This window comes from Streptomyces sp. NPDC090499, assembly GCF_044769305.1.
Taxonomy (GTDB): domain Bacteria; phylum Actinomycetota; class Actinomycetes; order Streptomycetales; family Streptomycetaceae; genus Streptomyces.
Window position 1 is genome coordinate 429,920 of sequence record NZ_JBIVXP010000001.1, and the last position, 21,445, is coordinate 451,364.

General features: G+C 72.0%; 19 protein-coding genes. 4 read left to right on the forward strand and 15 right to left on the reverse strand.

What is annotated here, in order from left to right; genetic code table 11:
• Positions 1–114 precede the first annotated feature (114 nt).
• From ACIQVL_RS01970 to ACIQVL_RS01980, 3 genes are all read right to left on the reverse strand, one after another.
• Positions 115–777, reverse strand: coding sequence for a response regulator (locus tag ACIQVL_RS01970; protein WP_403474015.1), 663 nt, complete (start codon positions 775–777; stop codon positions 115–117).
• Positions 774–1,988 (reverse strand): MacS family sensor histidine kinase, encoded by a 1,215-nt coding sequence (macS, locus tag ACIQVL_RS01975; RefSeq protein ID WP_403474017.1) that lies wholly within the window; start codon positions 1,986–1,988, stop codon positions 774–776. The genes ACIQVL_RS01970 and macS overlap by 4 nt, the downstream gene beginning before the upstream one ends.
• 64 nt (positions 1,989–2,052) lie before the next feature.
• Positions 2,053–2,787: a lysophospholipid acyltransferase family protein gene (locus ACIQVL_RS01980; protein ID WP_403431447.1), complete on the reverse strand. Its 735-nt coding sequence runs from the start codon at positions 2,785–2,787 to the stop codon at positions 2,053–2,055.
• A 178-nt stretch (positions 2,788–2,965) separates the two neighbouring features.
• Between ACIQVL_RS01980 and ACIQVL_RS01985 the strand changes: the two genes are divergently transcribed.
• Positions 2,966–3,745 carry an alpha/beta hydrolase gene (locus tag ACIQVL_RS01985; protein ID WP_403431263.1) on the forward strand — a complete coding sequence of 260 codons (780 nt, stop codon included), beginning with the start codon at positions 2,966–2,968 and terminating at the stop codon, positions 3,743–3,745.
• Complete coding sequence (locus ACIQVL_RS01990; protein ID WP_403431260.1) at positions 3,738–4,337, forward strand: hypothetical protein; 600 nt, start codon at positions 3,738–3,740, stop codon at positions 4,335–4,337. Before ACIQVL_RS01985 ends, ACIQVL_RS01990 begins: the two co-directional genes overlap by 8 nt.
• Positions 4,338–4,459: 122 nt before the next feature.
• Here ACIQVL_RS01990 and ACIQVL_RS01995 read toward each other — a convergent pair whose 3' ends face one another.
• From ACIQVL_RS01995 to ACIQVL_RS02020, 6 genes are all read right to left on the reverse strand, one after another.
• Positions 4,460–5,209 (reverse strand): endonuclease/exonuclease/phosphatase family protein, encoded by a 750-nt coding sequence (locus ACIQVL_RS01995; RefSeq protein ID WP_403431257.1) that lies wholly within the window; start codon positions 5,207–5,209, stop codon positions 4,460–4,462.
• 140 nt (positions 5,210–5,349) lie between these two features.
• Complete coding sequence (locus tag ACIQVL_RS02000) at positions 5,350–6,303, reverse strand: ROK family glucokinase (protein WP_403431255.1); 954 nt, start codon at positions 6,301–6,303, stop codon at positions 5,350–5,352.
• Between the two features lie 133 nt (positions 6,304–6,436).
• On the reverse strand, positions 6,437–6,898 hold the full coding sequence (locus ACIQVL_RS02005; RefSeq protein WP_403474018.1) for a DUF5304 domain-containing protein: 462 nt from the start codon (positions 6,896–6,898) through the stop codon (positions 6,437–6,439).
• 63 nt (positions 6,899–6,961) lie between these two features.
• Positions 6,962–8,116, reverse strand: a complete 1,155-nt coding sequence (locus ACIQVL_RS02010) for an ArsA family ATPase (RefSeq protein WP_403474019.1) — start codon at positions 8,114–8,116, stop codon at positions 6,962–6,964.
• A 231-nt stretch (positions 8,117–8,347) separates the two neighbouring features.
• Positions 8,348–8,791, reverse strand: coding sequence for an SRPBCC family protein (locus ACIQVL_RS02015; protein ID WP_393808033.1), 444 nt, complete (start codon positions 8,789–8,791; stop codon positions 8,348–8,350).
• 141 nt (positions 8,792–8,932) lie between these two features.
• Positions 8,933–9,730 (reverse strand): metallophosphoesterase, encoded by a 798-nt coding sequence (locus tag ACIQVL_RS02020; RefSeq protein WP_403431251.1) that lies wholly within the window; start codon positions 9,728–9,730, stop codon positions 8,933–8,935.
• Between the two features lie 315 nt (positions 9,731–10,045).
• Here ACIQVL_RS02020 and ACIQVL_RS02025 point away from each other — a divergent pair, with 315 nt between their 5' ends.
• Entirely contained in the window at positions 10,046–11,842 is a 1,797-nt protein-coding gene (locus tag ACIQVL_RS02025) for an AMP-dependent synthetase/ligase (RefSeq protein WP_403474021.1), read from the forward strand.
• Between the two features lie 28 nt (positions 11,843–11,870).
• On the opposite strand, the gene ACIQVL_RS02030 is transcribed toward ACIQVL_RS02025, so the two are convergent.
• A complete protein-coding gene (locus ACIQVL_RS02030; protein WP_403474779.1) occupies positions 11,871–13,454 on the reverse strand; it encodes a GMC oxidoreductase in 1,584 nt (527 codons plus the stop codon).
• A gap of 183 nt (positions 13,455–13,637) precedes the next feature.
• Complete coding sequence (locus ACIQVL_RS02035; RefSeq protein ID WP_403474022.1) at positions 13,638–14,780, reverse strand: glycosyltransferase family 4 protein; 1,143 nt, start codon at positions 14,778–14,780, stop codon at positions 13,638–13,640.
• Positions 14,781–14,894: 114 nt separating this feature from the next.
• Here ACIQVL_RS02035 and ACIQVL_RS02040 point away from each other — a divergent pair, with 114 nt between their 5' ends.
• On the forward strand, positions 14,895–16,130 hold the full coding sequence (locus ACIQVL_RS02040) for a glycosyltransferase 87 family protein (protein ID WP_403474023.1): 1,236 nt from the start codon (positions 14,895–14,897) through the stop codon (positions 16,128–16,130).
• A 17-nt stretch (positions 16,131–16,147) separates the two neighbouring features.
• On the opposite strand, the gene ACIQVL_RS02045 is transcribed toward ACIQVL_RS02040, so the two are convergent.
• From ACIQVL_RS02045 to ACIQVL_RS02060, 4 genes are all read right to left on the reverse strand, one after another.
• The gene (locus tag ACIQVL_RS02045; RefSeq protein WP_403431242.1) at positions 16,148–17,344 is read right to left on the reverse strand and encodes a hypothetical protein; all 1,197 of its coding nucleotides are present in this window, start codon (positions 17,342–17,344) and stop codon (positions 16,148–16,150) included.
• A 30-nt stretch (positions 17,345–17,374) separates the two neighbouring features.
• Entirely contained in the window at positions 17,375–18,394 is a 1,020-nt protein-coding gene (locus tag ACIQVL_RS02050) for an NlpC/P60 family protein (RefSeq protein WP_403474024.1), read from the reverse strand.
• A gap of 424 nt (positions 18,395–18,818) precedes the next feature.
• On the reverse strand, positions 18,819–19,853 hold the full coding sequence (locus tag ACIQVL_RS02055; protein WP_393808026.1) for an NlpC/P60 family protein: 1,035 nt from the start codon (positions 19,851–19,853) through the stop codon (positions 18,819–18,821).
• A gap of 210 nt (positions 19,854–20,063) precedes the next feature.
• Positions 20,064–21,407: an NYN domain-containing protein gene (locus ACIQVL_RS02060; RefSeq protein ID WP_403431236.1), complete on the reverse strand. Its 1,344-nt coding sequence runs from the start codon at positions 21,405–21,407 to the stop codon at positions 20,064–20,066.
• Positions 21,408–21,445 lie beyond the last annotated feature (38 nt).

Consider the following 21,445-nt stretch of genomic DNA (forward strand, 5'->3'; position numbering starts at 1 on the left):
CACAGGGATGGGCGCGGAAGGGCAATTCCGGTGAATTGTCAGGCGGTTGGTTTACCGCCGCCCGAAGATCAGATCAGATCAGTCGTCGGATCGGCCGTCGGCTCAGTCGTCGGCTCAGTCGTCGTCGAGGCCCGCCTCTATCGCGTACCGCACCAGCTCCACCCTGTTGTGCAGCTGGAGCTTGCCGAGGGTGTTCTGGACGTGGTTCTGGACCGTGCGGTGGGAGATGACCAGGCGTTCGGCGATCTGCTTGTAGCTCAGGCCCTTGGCGACCAGCCGCAGCACCTCGGTCTCGCGGTCCGTGAGCCGGGGCGTGTCGGGCCGGTCGGGGTGCGCCTCCGGGGCGGGCTCGGAGGCCAGCCGGCGGTACTCGCCGAGCACCAGACCGGCGAGGCCGGGCGTGAACACCGGGTCGCCGACGGCGGTACGGCGGACCGCGTCGAGGAGTTCCTCCGTCGAGGCCGACTTCAGCAGGTAACCCGTCGCGCCGGACTTCACCGCCTCCAGGACGTCGGCGTGCTCCCCGCTCGCGGAGAGGACCAGGACCCGCAACGCCGGGTTGTGGCCGACGAGTTCCTTGCAGACCTGGACGCCCGGCTTGGCCGGCAGGTTGAGGTCCAGGACGAGGACGTCGGGCGCGGCGGCCTTGGCGCGGCGCACCGCCTGGTCGCCGTCGCCCGCGGTGGCGACCACCTCGAAGCCGGACTCGGCCAGGTCACGGGCGACCGCGTCCCGCCACATCGGGTGGTCGTCGACCACCATGACCTTGATGCTCATCGCCGCTCCGCCTTCCCCGGGGAGACCTTCGGTACCTTCAGCTCTACTTCCGTGCCCTGCCCGGGAGTCGAGAACAGCTCGGCGCTGCCGCCGAGGTCGCGCAGCCGCCCCCGGATCGACTGGGCCACCCCGAGCCGCCCCTCCCCCTCGGCCTGGGCGAGCCGCCCCTCCGGGATGCCGGGGCCGTCGTCCCGGACCGTCACCACCACCTCGCCGGGCTCGTCCTCGACCAGGATCCAGGCCCGCGCCGCCTCGCCCGCGTGCCTGCGCACATTGTCCAGGGCGGCGCCGACCGCGGCGGCCAACTCGCGTGCGGCGCCCGGCGGCAGCTCCACCGGCGCGCCGGGCTCGGCCAGGCTGACCCGGGACCCGGCGTACCGCGAGAGCAGGGTGCGCAGGTCGACGGGACCGCCGGTCTCCGGCTCCTCGACCAGGCGGACGACGGCGCCCTCGGCCTCGTCCTCCGAGAGCCGTGAGGGCGGCACCAGGCCACCGGAGACCAGCGTCCGCAGAGCCGCCTCCTGCTCGCCTGCCAGCCGGCCCAGTTCGGCCGCGTCGCCGCCGAGGTCCGCGCCGCGCCGCTGCACCATGGCGAGCACCTGGAGCACGCCGTCGTGGATGTCCCGGGCGAGCCGCTCCCGTTCCCTGGTCGCCGCCTCGATCTCCAGAGCGCGGGCGAGGGTGCGCTCGGAGGCGCGGGCGACCTCGACGACGTACCCGATGGCGATGGAGGCGACCCAGACCAGGATCACGTTGTGGACGGTGTCGCGGGCCGGGTGGCCGCGCTCGATCAGGTTGGCGGCGGCGACCGGCGTGGAGGCGAACGCGGCCCAGCGCCAGCCGCCCTTGAGGGCGTAGGCGAGGACCGAGCCGGCGGTCCAGATCGACGGCAGGGTCGGGCCGCCCCGGTCGATGTGACCCTGGGTGACCACCCACGGGGTCAGCACGATGCCGGTGAGCGCGACGGCGAGGTCGACGGCGAGGAAGCGCTTGGTGCAGGCCGCCGCGTTCTGCACGCGGGGCAGGGTCGCCAGGGTCCAGACGGTCAGGACGGCGTAGTAGGCGATGGCGACGCCCGCGCGGTCGTAGTCGTCGTAGGCGGAGGCGAACAGGCCGATCGCGTACAACAGGGTCAGCACGCGGTAGCCGGTGAGGGCGCGCCACAGCGGCTGCTCGACCGACATCCGTACGACGCGTTCCCGCTTGCTCATGTCCCCCGGTCCCCCTGCCCTCCCCGGCCGCCGGTCCCCCGGTTGCGGGCCCCCTGCCGCCGGTCTAGGACTCGGCGGTCTTCTTCTCGGCCTTCGCCGCGTCCTTCCCGGCCTTGGCCGCCTCCGCGATCTGCCGCTTGGCGGCCGTCGCGTAGATGTCCACGTACTCCTGGCCGGAGAGTTTCATGATCTCGTACATGACCTCGTCGGTCACCGCGCGCAGCACGAACCGGTCGTGCTCCATGCCCTGGTAGCGGCTGAAGTCCAGCGGCTTGCCGATCCGGATGCCCGGCCGCATCAGCTTGGGCATCACCTGCCCCGGCGGCTGGATCTTCTCGGTGTCGATCATGGCGACCGGGACGACCGGGGCGCCGGTCGCGAGCGCCACGCGCGCGAGGCCGCCGGGCTTGCCCCGGTAGAGGCGGCCGTCGGGCGAGCGGGTGCCCTCCGGGTAGATGCCGAACAGCTCGCCGCGCTCCAGCACGTCTATGCCGCTCTGCACCGCGGCCTCGCCGGCGCCGCGCGCGCCGGAGCGGTCGACGGGGAGCTGGCCGACGCCCTTGAAGAAGGCGGCCGTGAGGCGGCCCTTCAGCCCGGGGGTGGTGAAGTACTCGGCCTTCGCGATGAAGGTGACCTTGCGGTCCAGCACCGCGGGCAGGAAGAAAGAGTCCGAGAAGGACAGGTGGTTACTGGCCAGGATCGCCGGGCCCTCGGCCGGGACGTTCTCCAGGCCCTCCACCCAGGGCCTGAAGGTGACCTTGAGCGGTCCCCCGATAGCGACCTTCATCGCGCCGTACAACAACCGAGTGCCTCCTGTTTCCGTCGATCAGACCTTAACCCGGAGCGCCGGGAATGGGCCCGACGACCCTGGTCGGTGTCAGTGCCGTCGCGTACGGTGAAGCACAACCGGAGTCGTCGTCCACGGCTCCCGCAGTTCCGCCCTCTCGAACGAACTCGAAATGAATTGGAGACCGAAGGTGCCGGTTCTCCCCGGAGCCGAGCCGTACCGCCATGACGGCGGGGAGGCCGGTGTCCTCCTCTGTCACGGTTTCACCGGCTCGCCCCAGTCGCTGCGCCCCTGGGCGGAACACCATGCGGCACACGGCCTGACCGTGTCCCTGCCCCTGCTGCCCGGCCACGGCACCCGCTGGGAGGACATGGCCGTCACCGGTTGGCAGGACTGGTACGCGGAGGTGGACCGCGAGCTGCGGCTGCTGCGCGAGCGCTGCTCCCAGGTGTTCGTGGCGGGCCTGTCGATGGGCGGCACGCTGGCCCTGCGGCTGGCCGCGCGGAACGGTACGGGTGTGGACGGCGTGGTGATCGTCAACCCGGCGAACAAGGTGCACGGCCTGTCGGCGTACGCCCTTCCGGTGGCCCGGCACCTCGTGCGCACGACGCGGGGCATCGCCAGCGACATCGCCAGACCGGGCGCCGCCGAGGTGGGGTACGACCGGGTGCCGCTGCACAGCGCGCACTCGCTGCGGAACTTCTTCCGCCAGGTGGACAAGGAGCTGCCGCAGGTCACCCAGCCGCTGCTGCTCCTGCGCAGCGCCGCGGACCATGTGGTTCCGGCGGCGGATTCCGCCCGCATCCTGAGCCGGGTGTCCTCCACGGACGTAACGGAGGTCGTGCTGGAACAGAGTTACCACGTCGCGACGTTGGACCATGACGCGGACCGGATCTTCGAGGAGAGCCTCGCCTTCATCGGCCGGCTCGCACCCAGTGTCGGCAAGGAAGGGACGGCCGCAGTTGGCTGAGCACGACTCCGACCGCGAGGACCGCGAGCCGGACGAGACGGGGGTGCCCTTCGACGAGGCGGCCGCCTGGGCGGCGATCGTCGCGGGGTACGGCGACGAGCCGCCGGACCCACCGGGCACGACGCCCTTCAAGCCGGTGAAGGACCTCGCGCTGCCGGCGATGGACGAGGACGAGGACGAGACCGACGCGGGCGCCGAGCCCGCCGGGACGGGGGCCGCGACGGCCGAGGAGCAGCGGCCCGCGCAGCCGCTGGGCAGTTCCATCTCCTTCGCGCCCGGGGTGGGCGGCCCGCGTGACTACACGGCGCCGGAGCCGTCCGAGGACGACTTCGACGAGGACGACGAGGGCCACTTCGTGCCGCCCGAGCCGCCGCCGCTGCCGGAGGCCGACGCGACGGCCAAGTTCGCCTGGCTGGGTGTGGTGGGCGGCCCGCTCCTGCTGCTGCTCGCGGTGCTGCTGGGCTGGGACATGACCTGGTGGCTCGCGACGCTGGGCATCGGCGGCTTCCTGGGCGGGTTCGTCACGCTGGTGACCAGGATGAAGACCGACGACGAGGAGGACGGCGACCCCGGGCGGGGAGCCGTCGTCTGACCGGTCCGCTGTCGCCCGAGGGCCCGTCCGGAACCACTCCGGACGGGCCCTCGGGCGTCCGGACGCGCCGTCCCGCCGTGACCGCGCGGACCGGGCGAGGCAGCGGAGGGGACGGCAGCCGGTCAGGAGGCGGCGGGCACCCTGAGGGCGGCCAGGACCGGCAGATGGTCGGTGGCCGCCCGCAGATCCGCGTCGGTGACGCCGGGCAGGCCGGTCGGTACACCGCAGCCGAGCACCTCGATGCCCTTGGTCGCGAAGATCGCGTCGATGCGCTGGTGCGGGCCGGTGGACCCGGAGGTGAACTCGCCGCCCCAGGGTGCGGTGGTACGGCAGTCCTGGTAGGCGTCGGCCAGGCGGCGGAAGGTGCGGCCGTCGGGGCGGTCGTTGAGGTCGCCGCCCGCGACGGCGTGCTCCACGCCCAGGCCCGCGACCCGGTCGAGGAGCATGCCGCCCTGCTCGTAGCGCTCGTCCTGCCGGAGGCTGAGGTGGAAGCTGGTGACGCCGAGGCGGACGCCGCCGAAGCGGACCACGGCGGTCGCGAGGCCGCGGCGGTGCAGTCCCGGCGTGAGGGGAAGCAGGACGTCCTCGGTGCGCTCGACGGTGGCGCGGAGGTCGCAGAGGATCGCCGGACCGGCTGCCGTGGCTCCGCCCGTGAGGATCACCAGGTCGGCGGCGGACGCCAGGCGGGCGAGCTTCTTGCGCCAGCGGAAGAAGCGGGGGGCTTCCTGGACCAGCACCAGATCGGGGGCGCAGGCCCTGATGACGCGGGCGAGGGCGTCGGTGTCGTCCCGCAGGGAGCGGATGTTGTAGCTGAGGACGCGGATGACGGCGGAACCGTCGGGCTCTGTGTGGGAGTTGGGGAGCGTCACCATATTGATCAATGTACGCCGGGAGAGGGGCTGTGCGCCTACGGGGGTGGGGCGCAGGGTGGGTGTGCGACTGGCCGGTGCGTCGTGGCTTGTCGCGCAGTTCCCCGCGCCCCTTGAAAGCAGGTGGGACCCGTGGGCGGCGTTTACATGATCGGGTCGGGCTCCCGCGCCAGGTCGGCCGCGCCCACCAGGCCGGCCTCGTTGCCCAGCTGGGCCGCGATGACCTCGGCCACCGGGCGCCAGTTGCCGCCTACCAGCCAGCGCTTGTAGGACTTGCGGATCGGGTCGAGGACCAGTTCGCCCTCGTCCGAGAGGCCGCCGCCGACGATGAACGCGGAGGGGTCGAAGAGGGAGGCCAGGTCGGCGAGGCCGGCGCCGGCCCAGCGGGCGAGCTCGCGGTAGGAGTCGACGGCGACCGGGTCGCCCTGACGGGCGGCCACGGAGATGTGCTTGCCCTCGATGCCCTCGGGGGTGCCGTCACCGAGGGCGAGGAGGACCTCGGCGTTCTCGGGGGTGGCGTTGGCGCGCTGCTTGGCGTACCTGACCAGGGCGCGGCCGGAGGCGTACTGCTCCCAGCAGCCCTGCGAACCGCAGCCGCACAGCAGCCCGTCCGGGACCATCCGGATGTGCCCGAACTCGGCGGCGACGCCGAAGTGCCCGCGGCGCAGCTTGTTGCCGATGATGATGCCGCCGCCGAGGCCGGTACCGAGGGTGATGCAGATGACGTTGCGGTGGCCCTTGCCGGCACCGAACCTGTACTCGCCCCAGGCGGCGGCGTTGGCGTCGTTCTCCACCACCACGGGGAGGCCGACGCGGGCCTCGACCTCGTCCTTCAACGGCTCCTGGCGCCAGTCGATGTTGGGCGCGAAGTAGACCGTGGAGCGCTGCCGGTTCACGTAACCGGCGGCTCCGATGCCCACGCCGACGATCTCGTGCCCGGCGCGGGCGCCCTCTACGGCGGAAGCAATGGCGTCCACGATGCCCTCGGGCGTGCCCGGGGTCGGCACCTTGTGGGTCGAGAGGATGTTGCCTTCCTCATCGACCACGCCGGCCGCGATCTTCGTGCCGCCGATGTCGACGCCGATGGTGAGTCCCATGAATCCCTCAGTTTCGGTCGAGCCCCGCTACGGCCAACCGTACCCGAGGCCCTGCCGTCGGGTTCCCGTCGTCCGCCCGCAGCGCGGGCCGGCGGTGGCAGGGGACGCGGGACGGAGGGAATCGACGCGGCCGTCAGTCCAGGTCGATGCGTTCACCGGGGCTTGCGTCGTCGCCCGGGTCGTGCTTGCCGGAGGCCCAGCGGGTCTCCTGGGCCTGGACCGCGGAGCGGTAGGCGGCGAGGAGTTCGCTGCCGGCCGCGGCGAGGTGGTCGAAGACGTCCGGGTTGCGCTCTATGACGGGCTCGACGGCGTTCTTCGCCTGCTGGACGACCTGCCGGACCACCTGCTGGGCTGCGGGTCCGGCGACCGCCCCGAGCAGCGGGGTCTGGATGCCGGAGAGCTTGTCGGCGACGGCGTCGACCAGTTTGCGCAGCTCCTCGGCGGCCGACCCGGGGGGCGGGCCGTACTGGGCGCGGCGGCGGGCCTTCTCCGCCTCCAGGTCCTCGGCACAGGCGGTGGCCCAGGCGTCGTCGTCCGTCGCCCGTACCTGGTCCGCGGCCTCGGAGGCGTCGGCTGCGGGGCGCTCTTCGCTCATGACGGACTCCTGACTACGGTTCGTCTCTACGACGTTACCCGAACGGGCGTACCGGTTTCATCGTCAGCGCGGCCACAGCTCCGGGTCCGGCGCGAACCGCAGCCGCAGCTCGCCGTCGCGCAGGGCGGCCCCGGCGACGGTGCAGCGGCGCAGGGCCGACGGCAGGGCGACGATCCGGCGGAAGCCGCCCACGGTGATGACGACCTCGTCGCCGCGCCGGACGAGGTCGAGGTCGTCCCGTATCGCGCCGGGCAGCGGGATGTGCCAGACGAGGACGCCGTCCGCCTCGATCCGGTCGTCGACCGGCCACCCGACCGGGGCGGGCGCGGCGTTGACACCGGGCAGGGCGAGCGCGGCGAGGTCGTCGGTGCCGCGCGGGTCGTGGCCGAGGTGGGCGACCGCGGTGACGTCGTACGCCTCCCCCCACTCGGCGAGGGCCTTGCGCTGCTGGGCGACGAGGGCGTGCAGCGGGGTGGCCTCGGGCAGCACGCGGTTGGCGACCAGGGTCGTGGCGGACAGGCCGCGCAGGGCGAGGCCGAGGCGGGTGGTGCGGACGGCGTCGGCGCCGGCCGGGCCGGGTTCGGCGACCAGGCGTACGGCGGTGTCGCGGTCGGCGAGGACGGCCTGCACGGCGGCCAGCTCGGTGTCCCAGCGGGCCGCGGTCTCGTAGAGCCAGTCGGCGGGCATGGGCACGCCGGCGAGACGGCCGAGGACGGGGCGCAGGGCGCGGGCCGCCTGCCGCTCGGGCGGGAGCAGGCGGCGCAGGTAGCGGCGGAGCTCCTCGGGGAGGGAGAGGAGGGCGAGTGCCCGCGGGGCGGGCGGGAGGTCCACGACGAGCAGGTCGTAGCGCTCGGAGAGGGCGGCGTCGCGCAGGGCGCGGAGGAAGGAGAGTTCCTCGGCGCCGGGCAGCGGGGTGAGTTCCTCGGCGTCCAGGCGGGAGGCGCCGAGCAGGTCGAGGACGTTCGCGGCGCGGGTCTGGAAGGCGGTCAGGTCCTCGCGGAAGCGGGCGGCTGCGTCGGGGCGCCAGGCGGTGAGGGTGGGGGTGACGCGGGTGGGCTCCGGTCCTGTCGCCGTGCCCAGGGCGGCGCCGAGGGTGTCCGTGCGGTCGGCGCTCAGGACGAGGGTCGGGGTGCCGTCGGCCGCGGCGCGCAGGGCGGTGGCCGCGGCGACGGTCGTACGGCCGCTGCCGCCGGGGCCGGTGATCAGGATGGTGCGCATGAGGGTGAACCGTAACCGAAGCGGGGCTCGCTTGATCGGTGCCCGGCGCTGGGGCGGGGGGTGGGGACGCTTACCGGCGCTTGCCGGGTGCCGCTGCGCCCACCCGTGCCGCCCCAGCGGCACGACTGCCCGCAGCTAAGAAGCCCCTTCAGGGGCGCGGGGAACTGCGCGAGCAACCCCCACGGACCCGCAGCCGGACCGCCACGGGTACCCCCGCGACGCGTCCCTACGTCACTTCTCCCCCGACTCCACCCTCTTCTTCAGCCCCGCCAGTGCCCGGTCGATGATGACCTTCTCCGCCTTGCGCTTGATCATCCCGAGCATCGGGATCTTGACGTCGACGGTCAGCGAGTACGTGACCTCGGTCGAACCCGCGCCCGCCGGCTTCAGCAGGTACGAGCCGTCCAGGGAGCGGAGCATCTGGGACTTCACCAGCGTCCAGGAGACCTCGTTGTCGCCGGTCCAGGTGTACCCGAGGACCTGGTCGTCCTTGATCGCGCCGGCGTCCATGACCAGGCGGACCTGCTCGGCACGGCCCCGGGCGTCGGTCTTCAGAACCTCCGCCTCCTTCACTTCGCCGGTCCAGTCCGGGTAACGCCCGAAGTCGGCGATGACCGCCATGACGTCGGCCGGGGCCGCCTCGATCGTGATGTTCGAGCTGGTGTGTTCCGCCATCGCCGTGGCTCCTCCAGATGCGGGCCGGTGGGACCGGTGGGACCGGTAAAGGGGGTCGGCGTGCGCGGGCGTGCGCACACGCGTGCCGCGTGAAGGCTACCGCGCGTCCGACCAGCCGACTTCACCCCCTGTCCGGGGTCGTCACCATTCCAGCGCCCAGGGCCGGCCGGTACCGGCGAAGTGCCCGACGTTCACGCACTCGGTGGCCCCGATCCGCATCCGCTTCACCAGCGGCTGGTGGACATGGCCGAAGAGCGAATACCGGGGCCGGGTACGGCGGATGGCGTCCAGCAGCGCGCGGCTGCCCCGTTCGAAGCGGCGCGCCACCGTGTCGTACACCAGCTCCGGCACCTCCGGCGGGATGTGCGTGCAGAGCACGTCGACCTCGCCGAGCGCCTCGATCTTCGCCGCGTACTCCTCGTCGGAGATCTCGTAGGGGGTGCGCATGGGGGTGCGCAGCCCGCCGCCGACGAAGCCGAAGACCCACCCGCCGATCTCGACCCGCTCACCGTCGAGGACCGTCGTGCCCGGACCGGCGTACTCCGGCCACAGCGGCGGCATGTCGACATTGCCGTACGTCGCGTACGTCGGTGCCGGGAACGCCGCGAACATCTCGGCGTACTGCTTGCGTACCGCCTTCTCGATCGCCGTCGCCCGGTCCGTGCCGATCCCGCCCCACAGCCGGGCACCGAGTTCCCGGGCCTCCTCGAAGCGGCGGGCGGTGCGGAGTTCGACGAGGCGGTCGGCGTTCTCGACGCCGAACAGGTCGGGGAAGATGCCGCGGGAGTGGTCGGCGTAGTCGAGGAAGAGGACCAGGTCGCCGAGACAGATCAGGGCGTCCGCGCCGTCGCCGGCCCTGGCCAGGTCACGGGCGTTGCCGTGCACGTCGCTGACCACGTGGACGCGGGTCCTGCGGGTGCCGGAGGGTGTGGCTGCCATGGTGATCAAGCGTAGGCCTGTGCGGCAAACGTGAACAGGCGATGGCCGGGCCTGCGGTTACTGGTCAGTCACTAAAGCCGTGGACTACCGTACGCGGAGGAACACCAACCCGTGTGACGCACCGAACATCTCGCCGGACCCCCCTGTCGAAGAAGCCATACCGGCGGGTAACGTCCGGGCAGTCCAGTCGTGCTCAGGAATTCAACCAACGGATCTTCCAGCCCGTGCGAAGCCCTGAGCACCTGCCCGAGCCTTGGACCGCACCGTCGCATCGCACAACGTCGTGGCGTCGGCGCCCTATGAGGAGCAGCAGTCTTGCGCGAGTTCAGCCTTCCGGCTTTGTACGAGGTCCCCGCGGACGGCAATCTGACCGACATCGTCCGCAGAAACGCCGCGCAGCATCCCGACGTAGCCGTCATGGCCCGCAAGGTCGGGGGTGTGTGGACGGACGTGACCGCCACCGCCTTCCTGGCCGAGGTGCACACGGCGGCGAAGGGCCTCATCGCCGCCGGCATCCAGCCGGGCGACCGGGTCGGCCTGATGTCGCGCACCCGCTACGAGTGGACGCTCCTCGACTTCGCGATCTGGAGCACCGGCGCGGTCACCGTGCCGGTGTACGAGACCAGCTCGCCGGAGCAGGTGCAGTGGATCCTCAGCGACTCCGGCGCGACCGCCTGCATCGTCGAACTGGACGGCCACACGGCCGCGGTCGAGTCGGTGCGCGAGACGCTGCCCGCCCTCAAGCACGTCTGGCAGATCGAGGCCGGTGCCCTGGAGGAACTCGGCAGACTCGGCCAGGGCGTCACCGACGCCACGGTCGACGAGCGCAGCTCGCTGGCGAAGGCGGACGACCCGGCGACCATCGTCTACACGAGTGGTACGACCGGCCGCCCCAAGGGCTGCGTCCTCACCCACCGCGCCTTCTTCGCGGAGTGCGGCAACATCGTGGAGCGACTGCGCCCCCTGTTCCGCACCGGCGAGTGTTCCGTCCTCCTCTTCCTGCCGCTCGCGCACGTCTTCGGCCGCCTCGTCCAGATCGCCCCGATGATGGCGCCGATCAAGCTGGGCTGCGTCCCGGACATCAAGAACCTCACCGACGAGCTGGCCGCCTTCCGGCCGACGCTGATCCTCGGCGTCCCGCGCGTCTTCGAGAAGGTCTACAACTCGGCGCGCGCCAAGGCGCAGGCGGACGGCAAGGGCAAGATCTTCGACAAGGCCGCGGACACCGCCATCGCGTACAGCAAGGCGCTGGACACGCCGTCGGGCCCGACGCTCGGCCTGAAGATCAAACACAAGACCTTCGACAAGCTCGTCTACAGCAAGCTGCGCGCGGTGCTCGGCGGCAGGGGCGAGTACGCGATCTCCGGCGGCGCCCCGCTCGGCGAGCGGCTGGGCCACTTCTTCCGCGGCATCGGCTTCACGGTCCTGGAGGGCTACGGCCTGACCGAGTCCTGCGCGGCGACCGCGTTCAACCCCTGGGACCGGACCAAGATCGGCACGGTGGGGCAGCCGCTGCCCGGCTCGGTGATCCGGATCGCGGACGACGGCGAGGTGCTGCTGCACGGCGAGCACCTGTTCAAGGAGTACTGGAACAACCCGGGCGCGACCGCCGAGGCGCTGGCCGACGGCTGGTTCCACACCGGGGACATCGGCACCCTGGACGAGGACGGCTACCTCAGGATCACCGGCCGCAAGAAGGAGATCATCGTCACCGCGGGCGGCAAGAACGTCGCCCCGGCCGTGATCGAGGACCGCATCCGCGCGCACGCGCTGGTCGCGGAGTGCATGGTGGTCGGCGACGGGCGGCCGTTCGTGGGCGCGCTGATCACCGTCGACGAGGAGTTCCTGCCCCGCTGGGCGGCCGACCTCGGCAAGCCGGCCGGTGCCACCGCGGCGTCGCTGCGTGACGACCCGGATCTGATCGCTGCGATCCAGGACGCCGTCGACGACGGCAACGCCGCGGTGTCGAAGGCGGAATCGGTGCGGAAGTTCCGCATTCTGTCCTCCCAGTTCTCGGAGGAGTCGGGCCACCTGACGCCGTCCCTGAAGCTCAAGCGCAACGTGGTGGCGAAGGACTACGCGGACGAGATCGAGGCCATCTACCAGAAGTAGCGCGGCACTCGGGGCGTCCTCCAGGTGGTCAGAAGTCCTCGGCGAGAACCCGTTCCATCGCCCGCTCGGCGAGCGCGGTGATGGTCACGAACGGGTTCACGCCGATGTTCCCTGGCACCAGCGAGCCGTCCGTGACGTACAGCTTCGAATACCCCTTCACCCTGCCGTAGTTGTCGGTCGCCTGGCCCAGTACGCAGCCGCCCAGCGGGTGGTAGCAGAAGTCGTCCGCGAAGACCTTGCTGCCGGACCCGAACAGGTCGTACCGGTAGATCGTCGCGTTGGCCGCGTTGATCCGGTCGAACAGCTTCTTGGCCATGGCGACCGAGACCGCGCTCTGCGCCGTGGTCCAGCCCAGCTTCACCCCACCGCTCGCCGCGTCGTAGGTGAACGAGGCCCGTTGCGGGTTCTTGGTGATCGCCAGGTACAGGCTCACCCAGGTCTCGAACCCGATGGGCAGCGGCGCGATCTCCGCGAAGACCGGGTTGTCGGTGTTGGCCCAGTCGTCGATGCCCATGACCGGCATGGTCGCCTGGTTGGCTCCGGTGGTGTCCCAGATGTGGTTGGCGCGGCCCAGCATGGTGTTGCCGTTGGTGCTCCAGCCCGCCCCCACACTGGAGTTGAGCGCGGGCAGCGCCCCGGTGTCCCGGGCCCGGACGAGCAGCTCGGTGGTCCCGAGACTCCCGCCACCGAGGAACAGGTAGGTACAGCTGTACTGCTTGCTCTCGACGACGTTCCCGCTCGTGTCGATCCGGTCCACGCTCAGCACGTACGACCCGTCGCCCGCCCGCGTGATCGCCTTCACCCTCTCCAGGGTGTGGATGGTGAGGTTGCCGGTGCCGAGGGCGGCGGCGAGGTAGGTCTTGTCGAGGCTCTTCTTGCCGTAGTTGTTGCCGTAGATGACCTCCTGGGCGAGCGCGGACCTGGTGGCGGTGCCGGCGGCCTCCTGCTGCATGTACCCGAAGTCGTAGACGTTGGGCACGAAGGTGGTCTTGAGCCCGGTGTTGGCGGCGGCCTTCCTGGAGGTCCGGGTGAACTGGTACCACTCGGTCGACTCGAACCAGGTGGCGTCGACGGTGTTGACGCCGAGCATGGTGCGGGCGCGCGGGAAGTACGTGTTGTACATCGCGGTCGCGTCCACGGTCGGGAACTGCTCGGTGAAGTACGACTGGAGCGGGGTCACGGCCATCCCGCCGTTGACCAGCGACCCGCCGCCGACACCCCGCCCCACGTACACGGACATGTTGTCGTAGTGCACCCGGTCGAGCACTCCCGCGTAGGAGGCGATGTCCTTGTTGACGACGTCCAGCCAGAGGAAGGTGGCGAGCGGGGCCTCGGTGCGGGTCTTGAACCACATGGACCGCTTGTCCGGGGCGGCGGTGGAACAGAAGATCTTGCCGTCGGAGCCGGCCGTGTTCCACAGCTGGCCCATCTCGATCATGAGGGTGCGCACCCCGGCCTGTCCGAGCCGGAGCGCGGCCACGGCCCCGCCGTACCCCGAACCGACCACGATCGCGGGCGCGTTGTCGACGTCGGCCGCTTCCTCGGCGGCCTGCGCCGACTGGAGCCCGACCCGGGTGAGACCGGCCGCTGCGGCGGTCTGGAGGGCGATCATGCCCAGGATGTGACGTCTCGTCAGCTGACGCTGCATCAGTTTTGCTGTCATGTGCGCAGCATGTGCGGATTTCCCGGTTCCGCCTAGAGCTGCGACAGAGTTAGTGACAACGCGCCCCGGAGGAACGCGGGGAACTGCACGACCAGCCGCAACGCACCCGCGGACGGAACGCGACCCGGCCCTCTACAGCAACTCCTTCAACCTCTCCGCAAGGAGATCCCACCGCCACCGCTCCTCGACCCAGCGCCGCCCGCGCTCCCCCATCCGCTGCCGCAGTTCCGCGTCTCCCAGCAGCGCCACGATCCGCTCGGCGGCCTCCTCGGGGGACCCGCCCCGCACCACCCACCCGGTCTCCCCGTCGAGGACCGCGTCCGGCGCCCCGCCCGAATCCCCGGCCACCACCGGCAGCCCGGTCGCCGAGGCCTCCAGGTACACGATCCCGAGCCCCTCCACGTCCAGCCCGCCCCGCCGGGTCCGGCACGGCATGGCGAACACGTCGCCCGCGCCGAAGTGCGCCGGCAGCTCGGCCCACGGCACCGCCCCCGTGAACCGCACCGACGCCTCGACCCCGGTCTCCCGGACCAGGTGCCGCAGCTCCTTCTCGTACGGCCCGCCGCCCACGATCAGCAGCACCGCGTCCGGCTCGGCGGCCAGGATCAGCGGCATCGCGAGGATCAGCGTGTCCTGCCCCTTGCGCGGCACCAGCCGCGACACGCACACGACCACCGGCCGCCCGCTCAGCCCCAGCCGCGCCCGAACCGCGTCCCCGCCCGACCCGGGATGGAAGGTCTTCTCGTCCACCCCCGGCGGCAGCTGCACCATCCGCCCGGCCGCCCGCGCACTGAGCGCGGTCGCGATCCGGGACCGCGTGTACTCGCCGAGATAGGTGATCGTGTCGGTCGCCTCCCCGATCCGCCCGAGCAGCTGTCGGGCCGCGGGCAGCTGGGCCCAGCCCGCCTCGTGCCCGTGGGTCGTGGCGACCAGCCGCTCCGCCCCCGCCCTCCGCAGCGCCGGCGCCATCAGGCCCAGCGGAGCCGCCGCCCCGAACCACACCGACGTACACCCGTGCTCCCTCAGCAGCCCGACCGCCGTCCGGGTCACCCCGGGCGTCGGCAGCAGCATCGTCGTACGGTCGCGTACGACGGTGAAGGGCTGCTCCGCGTCGAACGCGGCGGTGGCCTCGCCCCCCTCCCGGCCCCGCTTCCAGGTGGACGCGTAGACGACGAGCCGCTCGGGGTCCAGACGCAGCGCCATGTTGTGCAGGAAGGCCTGGATACCGCCCGGCCGGGGCGGGAAGTCATTGGTCACGACGAGGGTCTTGTTCATCGGCGCCGACCCTACCTGCACAGTGTGTTCGGCCGTGCTTCATGGCACCCGCACAGGACACCGGGAGATCATGTGGCCCACTCGACACGGCGATGCCGACGGACAGGGGCTCAGGTGGACAGGACGGGCGTGCGGCGTGCCCTGGCGTTGTTGCTGGTCACCTGGGGTGCCACCCGGCTGGTGCTGCTGCTGTTCGTCCTGAAGGTGTTCGTCTTCCCCGGCGCGGACGTCACCAGCGACGTCTCCGTCATCTACCAGGGGTGGTTCGAGGTCCTGCGGCACGGAACGTTTCCCCTGGACGACGTCACCTGGCAGTACCCGCCCGCCGCCGCCCTGGCGATCCTCTCCCCCGGCCTGCTGCCCTTCCTCGACTACCCGACCGCCTTCTTCGTCCTGGCCTGCTTCGCCGACCTGGTGGTCCTCTCCCTCCTCCTCTACGCCGGCCCGCGCCCCGGCCGCACCCTGCGCGGCGCCTGGGTCTGGGTGCTGGGCGTCCCGCTCCTCGGCCCGACCGTCTACTCCCGCTACGACCTGATGGTCACCGCCGTCGCCGTCGCCGCGCTGCTCGCCGGGGCCCGGCACCCCCGGCTCATGGGCGCGCTGGCGGGCTTCGGCGCGATGGTGAAGGTGTGGCCGGCGCTGCTCCTCGTGGGTGCCGTACGGCGGCGGGCCTGGGCAGCCGCGGCCGTCACGGCGGGCGCGGTCGGCACCCTGTTCGCGGTGGCCATGCCGGGCGCGTTCTCGTTCCTGACCTTCCAGCGGGACCGGGGCACCGAGGTGGAGTCCCTCGGCGCGCTGGTCCTCCACGTCGCCCGGCACTTCGGCTGGCACGGCGAGGTGCTGCTCAACTACGGCTCGATCGAATTCCTCGGCCCGCACGTGCAGGCGGTGAGCACGGCGGCCCTGCTGCTCACCGCGCTCGCCTTCGGCTGGCTGCTGCTGTGGCGGCTGTCAGCGGTCCGCTTCCGCTCCCACACGCTCGCGGACGCGGCCTTCACCGCCGTCCTGCTGTTCACGGTCACCAGCCGGGTGATCAGCCCCCAGTACCTGGTGTGGCTGGTGGGCCTGGCCGCCGTCTGCCTCTGCTTCCGCGCCAGCCGCATGACCCTCCCGGCCCTCCTGCTCCTGCCGGCGGCCTTCGCGACCGTCCTGGAGTTCCCGGTCGGCTTCTCGCACGTCGTGGTCAGCGACTGGTACGGCATCACCCTGCTCCTGCTGCGCAACGGCCTGCTGGTGGCGGCCACGGTCACCGCGGCCCGCGCCCTGTGGCGCTCCACGGTGACCGAGGACGCCGTCACCCCCTTCCCGGCCCAGGCGGCCCGCGCGGAGGAGACCCCGGTCTCCTCCTGAGCCCGCCCGCGACCGGCTCACTCGCCCAGCTGCGCCGTCACGTAGTCCCGCCAGCGCGCGGTGAAGTCCGGCAGCGTCGTGCCGAGTTCCGTCCTCAGGGCGTCCTCCACGGCGCCCGCGCGCTGCTTGTGCGCACCGACCGCGCGGTAGAAGGCGCCGAGCTTCTGCTCGCCCCAGTGGGCGGCGATCATCCGGCAGGCCAGCCAGCCGCCCTCGTAGGCCTGGGCCAGTTTGGTGGGGTCGTCGGTGAAGCCGAAGTCCTGGTCGGCGGGGAGGTCTTCGGGGGTGTCTCCGGCCTCGACGGCGCGGGCGAGTTCGGGGGCCGCCTCGCCGGGCGTGCGGCCGGTGTCGAGGTAGCCGATCCAGTCGGCGTAGCCCTCGGACAGCCAGAGCGGGGTGGCGGCCGTGGTGTGGGCGCGGGTCGCCACATGGGTCGTCTCGTGGGTGAGGACGACCTGCCTGCCGACCGTGCCGAGGACCGCGTACGCCTCCGGGTTGAGGATGACCCGGTCCGCCGGTGCCTGGCCGGAGCCTCCCGCCTCCCCGGTGGTGACGGCGGCGATGCCCTTGTAGTTGGAGGCGGGGGCGCCCAGCAGGCCCGCCATGCCGTCCAGCGACCCGGGTACCAGCAGGACCACCCGCTGCGTCCAGTCCGTGCCCCACGCCTTGGAGACCTCGGGGACGGCGGCGTCGGCGAGCCGGGCGTAGTCGCGCAGCGTGACCTTGGACTGGCCGACGCCGAGGACGAGGGCGTGGGCGCTCTTGACGGCGGTCACCTCGCCCTGGTCCCAGAGCTGCTGCCCGGACTTCTTGGCGGGCTTGTCATATGTGACATACCACTGTCCGTCGGCCGTGCGGCTGAGGGTCAGTGCCCGGTCCGTCGTCACCGGCGCCTTGTCGTACCCCTGTATCCGGTAGCTGAGCCGCGCGTCGGCGGTGGCGCCGGCGCCGTCGGTGTGGAGGGCGGTGAGCCGGTAGCTCCAGTCCGCGAGCGGTACGGCCCGCAGGTCGGAGTACGAGCTCCGGGTGCCGGTCTCGGCGTACGCCTGCTCGTCGTGGCCGAGGACCGCCGCCGAGCGGCGGTCCAGGACCTGCTGTACCTCGGCCATCGCCGTGCCGGTCGACGACTGCCCGCCGCCGCATCCGGCCAGCGGCAGGAGCAGCAGACACAGCCCCACCGCTCCTGAGCGCCACACCCGTCCACGACCGGCCACTTTCCGATCGTAAGGGCAGGAGCCCGGAAGTCAGGGCCTGGTGACGGAGGAGACCGGCATCATGCCGACCGGGTCGTAGCGGACCGGGGCGCCGGGGTAGGGGGCGTGGATGACCTGGCCGTTGCCGACGTACATGCCCACATGGCTGGCGTCGGAGCGGTAGACGACCAGGTCACCGGGTTGCGCCTGGGAGAGCGGGACCTGGTGGCCGGCGTAGCGCTGCTCCTGCGAGGTGCGCGGGAGGTGGATGCCGGCGTGCGAGTAGGACCACTGCATCAGGCCCGAGCAGTCGAAGCCGGAGGGGCCGCTGGCGCCCCAGACGTAGGGCTTGCCGAGGGCGGAGCGGGCGGCGGCGATCGCGGCGGCGGCACGGGCGTCGGGGACGGCTGCGCCGGAGAGGTCGGGCAGGGCGGTGCGGTCGTCGCCGCGGGAGGCGTGCTCGAAGGCGACGCGGTCGGCGGCGGGCATCGTGTTGAGCAGCCGCCGGGCCTTGGCGAGCTGGCGTTCCACGACGGCCTTGTGCGAGGCGACGGCCTTGCGGCTCTTCTCCAGTTCGGCGAGGTTCCCGGCGGCCTCGGTGCGCTCCTGGGCGAGTTCGCGCATCGCCGTCCGGAGCCGCCTGAGCTGTCCGGCCTGGCGGGCGTCGACGCGGTCGAGGAGGGAGGCCCGGTCGAGGTAGTCCTGCGGGTCGTCGGAGAACAGCAGGGCCACGGTGGGGTCGATGCCGCCGGAGCGGTACTGGGCGCCGGCGAGCGAACCGAGCGCCTCCCGCATGGTGTTGATGCGCTGCTGCTGGCGGGCGATGCGGTCCTGGGAGTCGTTCACCTCGCGGCGCAGCGAGCCGGCCCGCTCGTCGGCCTTGTCGTAGGCCTGGGTCGCCTCCTCGGCCTGCCGGTACAGCCGGTCCACCTCGGCACGGGCGTCGGCGTGCGGGGCGGCGCTCGCCGGTACGGCACCGAACGCGGCGGCCGCGGCCGACAGCACGCAGATTGCGGCACCGGCGCCCCGGTTGAACCCGGACGACGGTGCGAGACGACGATGAGACCCCACGGGAAGCTGCATTCCTTCCGATCGTCGGACGCCGACGGTCTCCCCCGGTGTCGGGGGAAACGCGCCAGACATTGACGCCCTCTCCCGCCCAGGGCAGGAGATCCGGTCCGCGCCGCTCAGCGGCGCCACCGCGGGTTCCTGCTTCGCAGGCCGCCGCCGACCCGTGCGGGTCGGTCCTACGCAGTCTCCACAGGCGTGACTTCCCGCCCGTCCGGCGGTAGGTCCGGCGACTTCCGTCACTGGACGCGGCGATGCTAGCCGCGCGGACACGCACCGGCCAAAGGCCCTTCCCGGCCGCACAACGGGACGCCCCGCCTCTGACGCAGGTCAAAGGCGGGGCGGGGGGTACATCAGGCTGAAACAGTTCGCCCGTTCGGACGCCCGGGCATCGCGATCTTGACGGGGCGCGGAGTCTCGGCGGTGGTCAGATCCGGACGCCGAACTCGAAGGTCATGTCGCTCATCGCCTCGTAGCGGACCACGGCGCCGGTGTGCGGGGCGTGCAGCACCTGGCCGTTGCCGGCGTAGAGGCCGACGTGGTGGTAGTCGCCGTAGAAGATGACCAGGTCGCCGACCTTGAGGTCGCTCGCGCTGTAGATGCGGGTGCCGGCGTTGGCCTGCGCCTCGGAGGTGCGCGGGATGGTGACGCCGGCCTGGGCGTAGGCCCAGGAGGTCAGGCCCGAGCAGTCGAAGGAGGACGGGCCGGAGGCACCGTAGACGTACGGCGAGCCGATCACGGACTGGGCGGCGGCGAAGGCGGAGGCGGCCCGGCCGGAGGCGGAGCCCGTGCTGCCGAGGTCCACGCGGGAGGAGGCGCGGCTGGCGGCCTGGGCCTGCTCGGCGTCGAGGGCCGCCTTCTCCTTGGCGGTCAGGGTGTTGAGCAGCTTCTGCGCGTCGGCGAGCTTGCCCTGGACGGCCGACTTCTGCTTGGCGAGCTCGGTGCGGGTGGCGGAGAGGTCCTTGAGCTTGTCGGAGGCCTCTGCCCGCTCCTGGGCGAGTTCGCGCTGTTTGTCCTGGATCTTCTTCAGGGCCTCGACCTGCTGGCTGCTCAACTGGTCGAGCGTGGAGGCCTTGTCGAGGTAGTCGTCCGGGTCGGACGAGAGGAAGAGCTGGACCGACGGGTCGATGCCGCCGGAGCGGTACTGCGCGGTGGCCAGCGAACCGAGGCTGTCCCGCAGCTTGTTGAGGTCCTCCTGTCCACGAGCCACGTTGTCCTGGATCGTGGATATCTCCTTCTGCAGCTTCTGCTGCTTGTCCTTGGCGCCGTCCAGCTTCTCGGTGGCCTGCTCGGCCTCCTCGTAGAGCTTGTCGACCTTCGCCTTGACCTCGTCCTTGGTCAGCTTCTCGCTGGGCGCCGCGTTGGCGGCGTTGGCGCTGAGGACTACGGCGGCGGCCGCTGCGGTGGTGAGCACGGTCACGCGCGCACGGCTCGGCTGCTTGGGTCGACGATGGGACGCCACGGAGACGGGCTCCTTCGTTTGAGTGATCACCCGTGTGGAGGTTCGAGGCCCGACCCTAGTGACCTACCTGTGATCAGTTCAAACCCAGCAGCGAAAAAACTGGTCACGCAACGCACTCTTTGCACATAACTCACGAGCGGTAATGCACGATTGACGCTACGTTGCGTGACGGTTCGGTCAATTCGGGCATTGCATATGCGGGTTGCACGTTCAGGACAGTCGCTTCAGAAGCATCGCAGAAGCCACCGGACGGGCACCCGCCTTCGCGACCCCGTCGGCGACCTCGCGGTCGGTCGAGGCGACGATCACCGGCCGGCCCGGCGGCTCGGCGCGCACCAGCTGGCGGATCAACTCGTCCGCGGTGACACCGGGCTTGGAGAAGAGGACCCGGACCCCGCGCGGCGGGGCGAGCAGCACCGGCGCGGCCAGCTCGGCGCCGTCGAAGACACAGGTGACCTCGGCACCGGTCTGGGCGGCGAGCTGGGAGAGCTGGCCGAGCAGCCGCAGCCGCTGCTTCTCCAGCGGCATCTGCGGATAGCCGGTCTTGGTCACGTTGTAGCCATCGACGACCAGGTGCGCCTGGGGCAGCGCGAGCAGCTGGTTGAGGATGGCCGGGTCGTGCTCCGACAGTGCGCGCGCCGCGATGTCCTTCGGGGTCATTCGTCCCGGTTCGACCGCGTCCACGGTCTCGGCGGGCCGCACCGACACCGGCGGCAGGGCCAGCTCCCGGCGCAGCCCCTGGGCCGCGTCGAGGACGGTGTCGAGCAGCAGCCGCAGCCGCATGTCCTCGACGCTGCGCCCCTCCCGGGCGGCCCGCCGGCTGGCCTCCAGGGCCGTCTCGGCCTCGCCGAGCCGGGCCTTGAGCCGCCGGCTCTCGCTCTCCGCGGCGGACACCAGGGACTGCCCCTCGGCCCGCCCGGTCTCCATCTCGCCCTGCAGCTTGCGCAGCGCCGCCTCGCCGCGCTTCACGTCACTGAGGGCGGCCCGCAGCTTGCGGTGAAGCGATTCGGCTTCCTTCTTCGCCGCGTCCAGCTCGGTGCGCAGCCGCTCCGTCTCGGACCGGGTCTGCTCCCGGGCCCGGTCCAGCTCCTCGCGCAGCCGCTCCAGTTCGGCCCGGCTCTCCTCGTCGGCCCGCTCGGCATCGGCGCGCTGGGCCTCCTCGCCGGCCGCCGCCACGAGCTTCACCCATCCCGCGGGGCGCAGTACATAGGCCGCGGCCGCCACGTCGAGCGGGTCCGCGGCCGGGGGCGGGGAGCCGGAGTCCAGGGCGCCGGCCAGTTCCGGCTGGGCCTCTCTCAGCTTCTCCCCGATCCGCTGCCGGAAGAGGGTGTCCGTCTCCAGCGCGGCCGCCATGGCGTTCCCCGCGAACTTGGCCCGGCGATTCGGGGCGAAACGGGCGTACTGTCGCAGCTGTGCGGGCAGTTCGGCGAGGGTCAGGCCGCCGAACCCGTCCGACACGATCTGCACGACACGCCGTCGCACACCGTCGGGCAACGGACGGTCAAGCACCTCGGCGGTGCCGTCGCCCGGCCCCCCGCCTGTGGTCTCCACCATCCGTCACACCCCATCACCTGTACGGGGCCGCTCCCGGT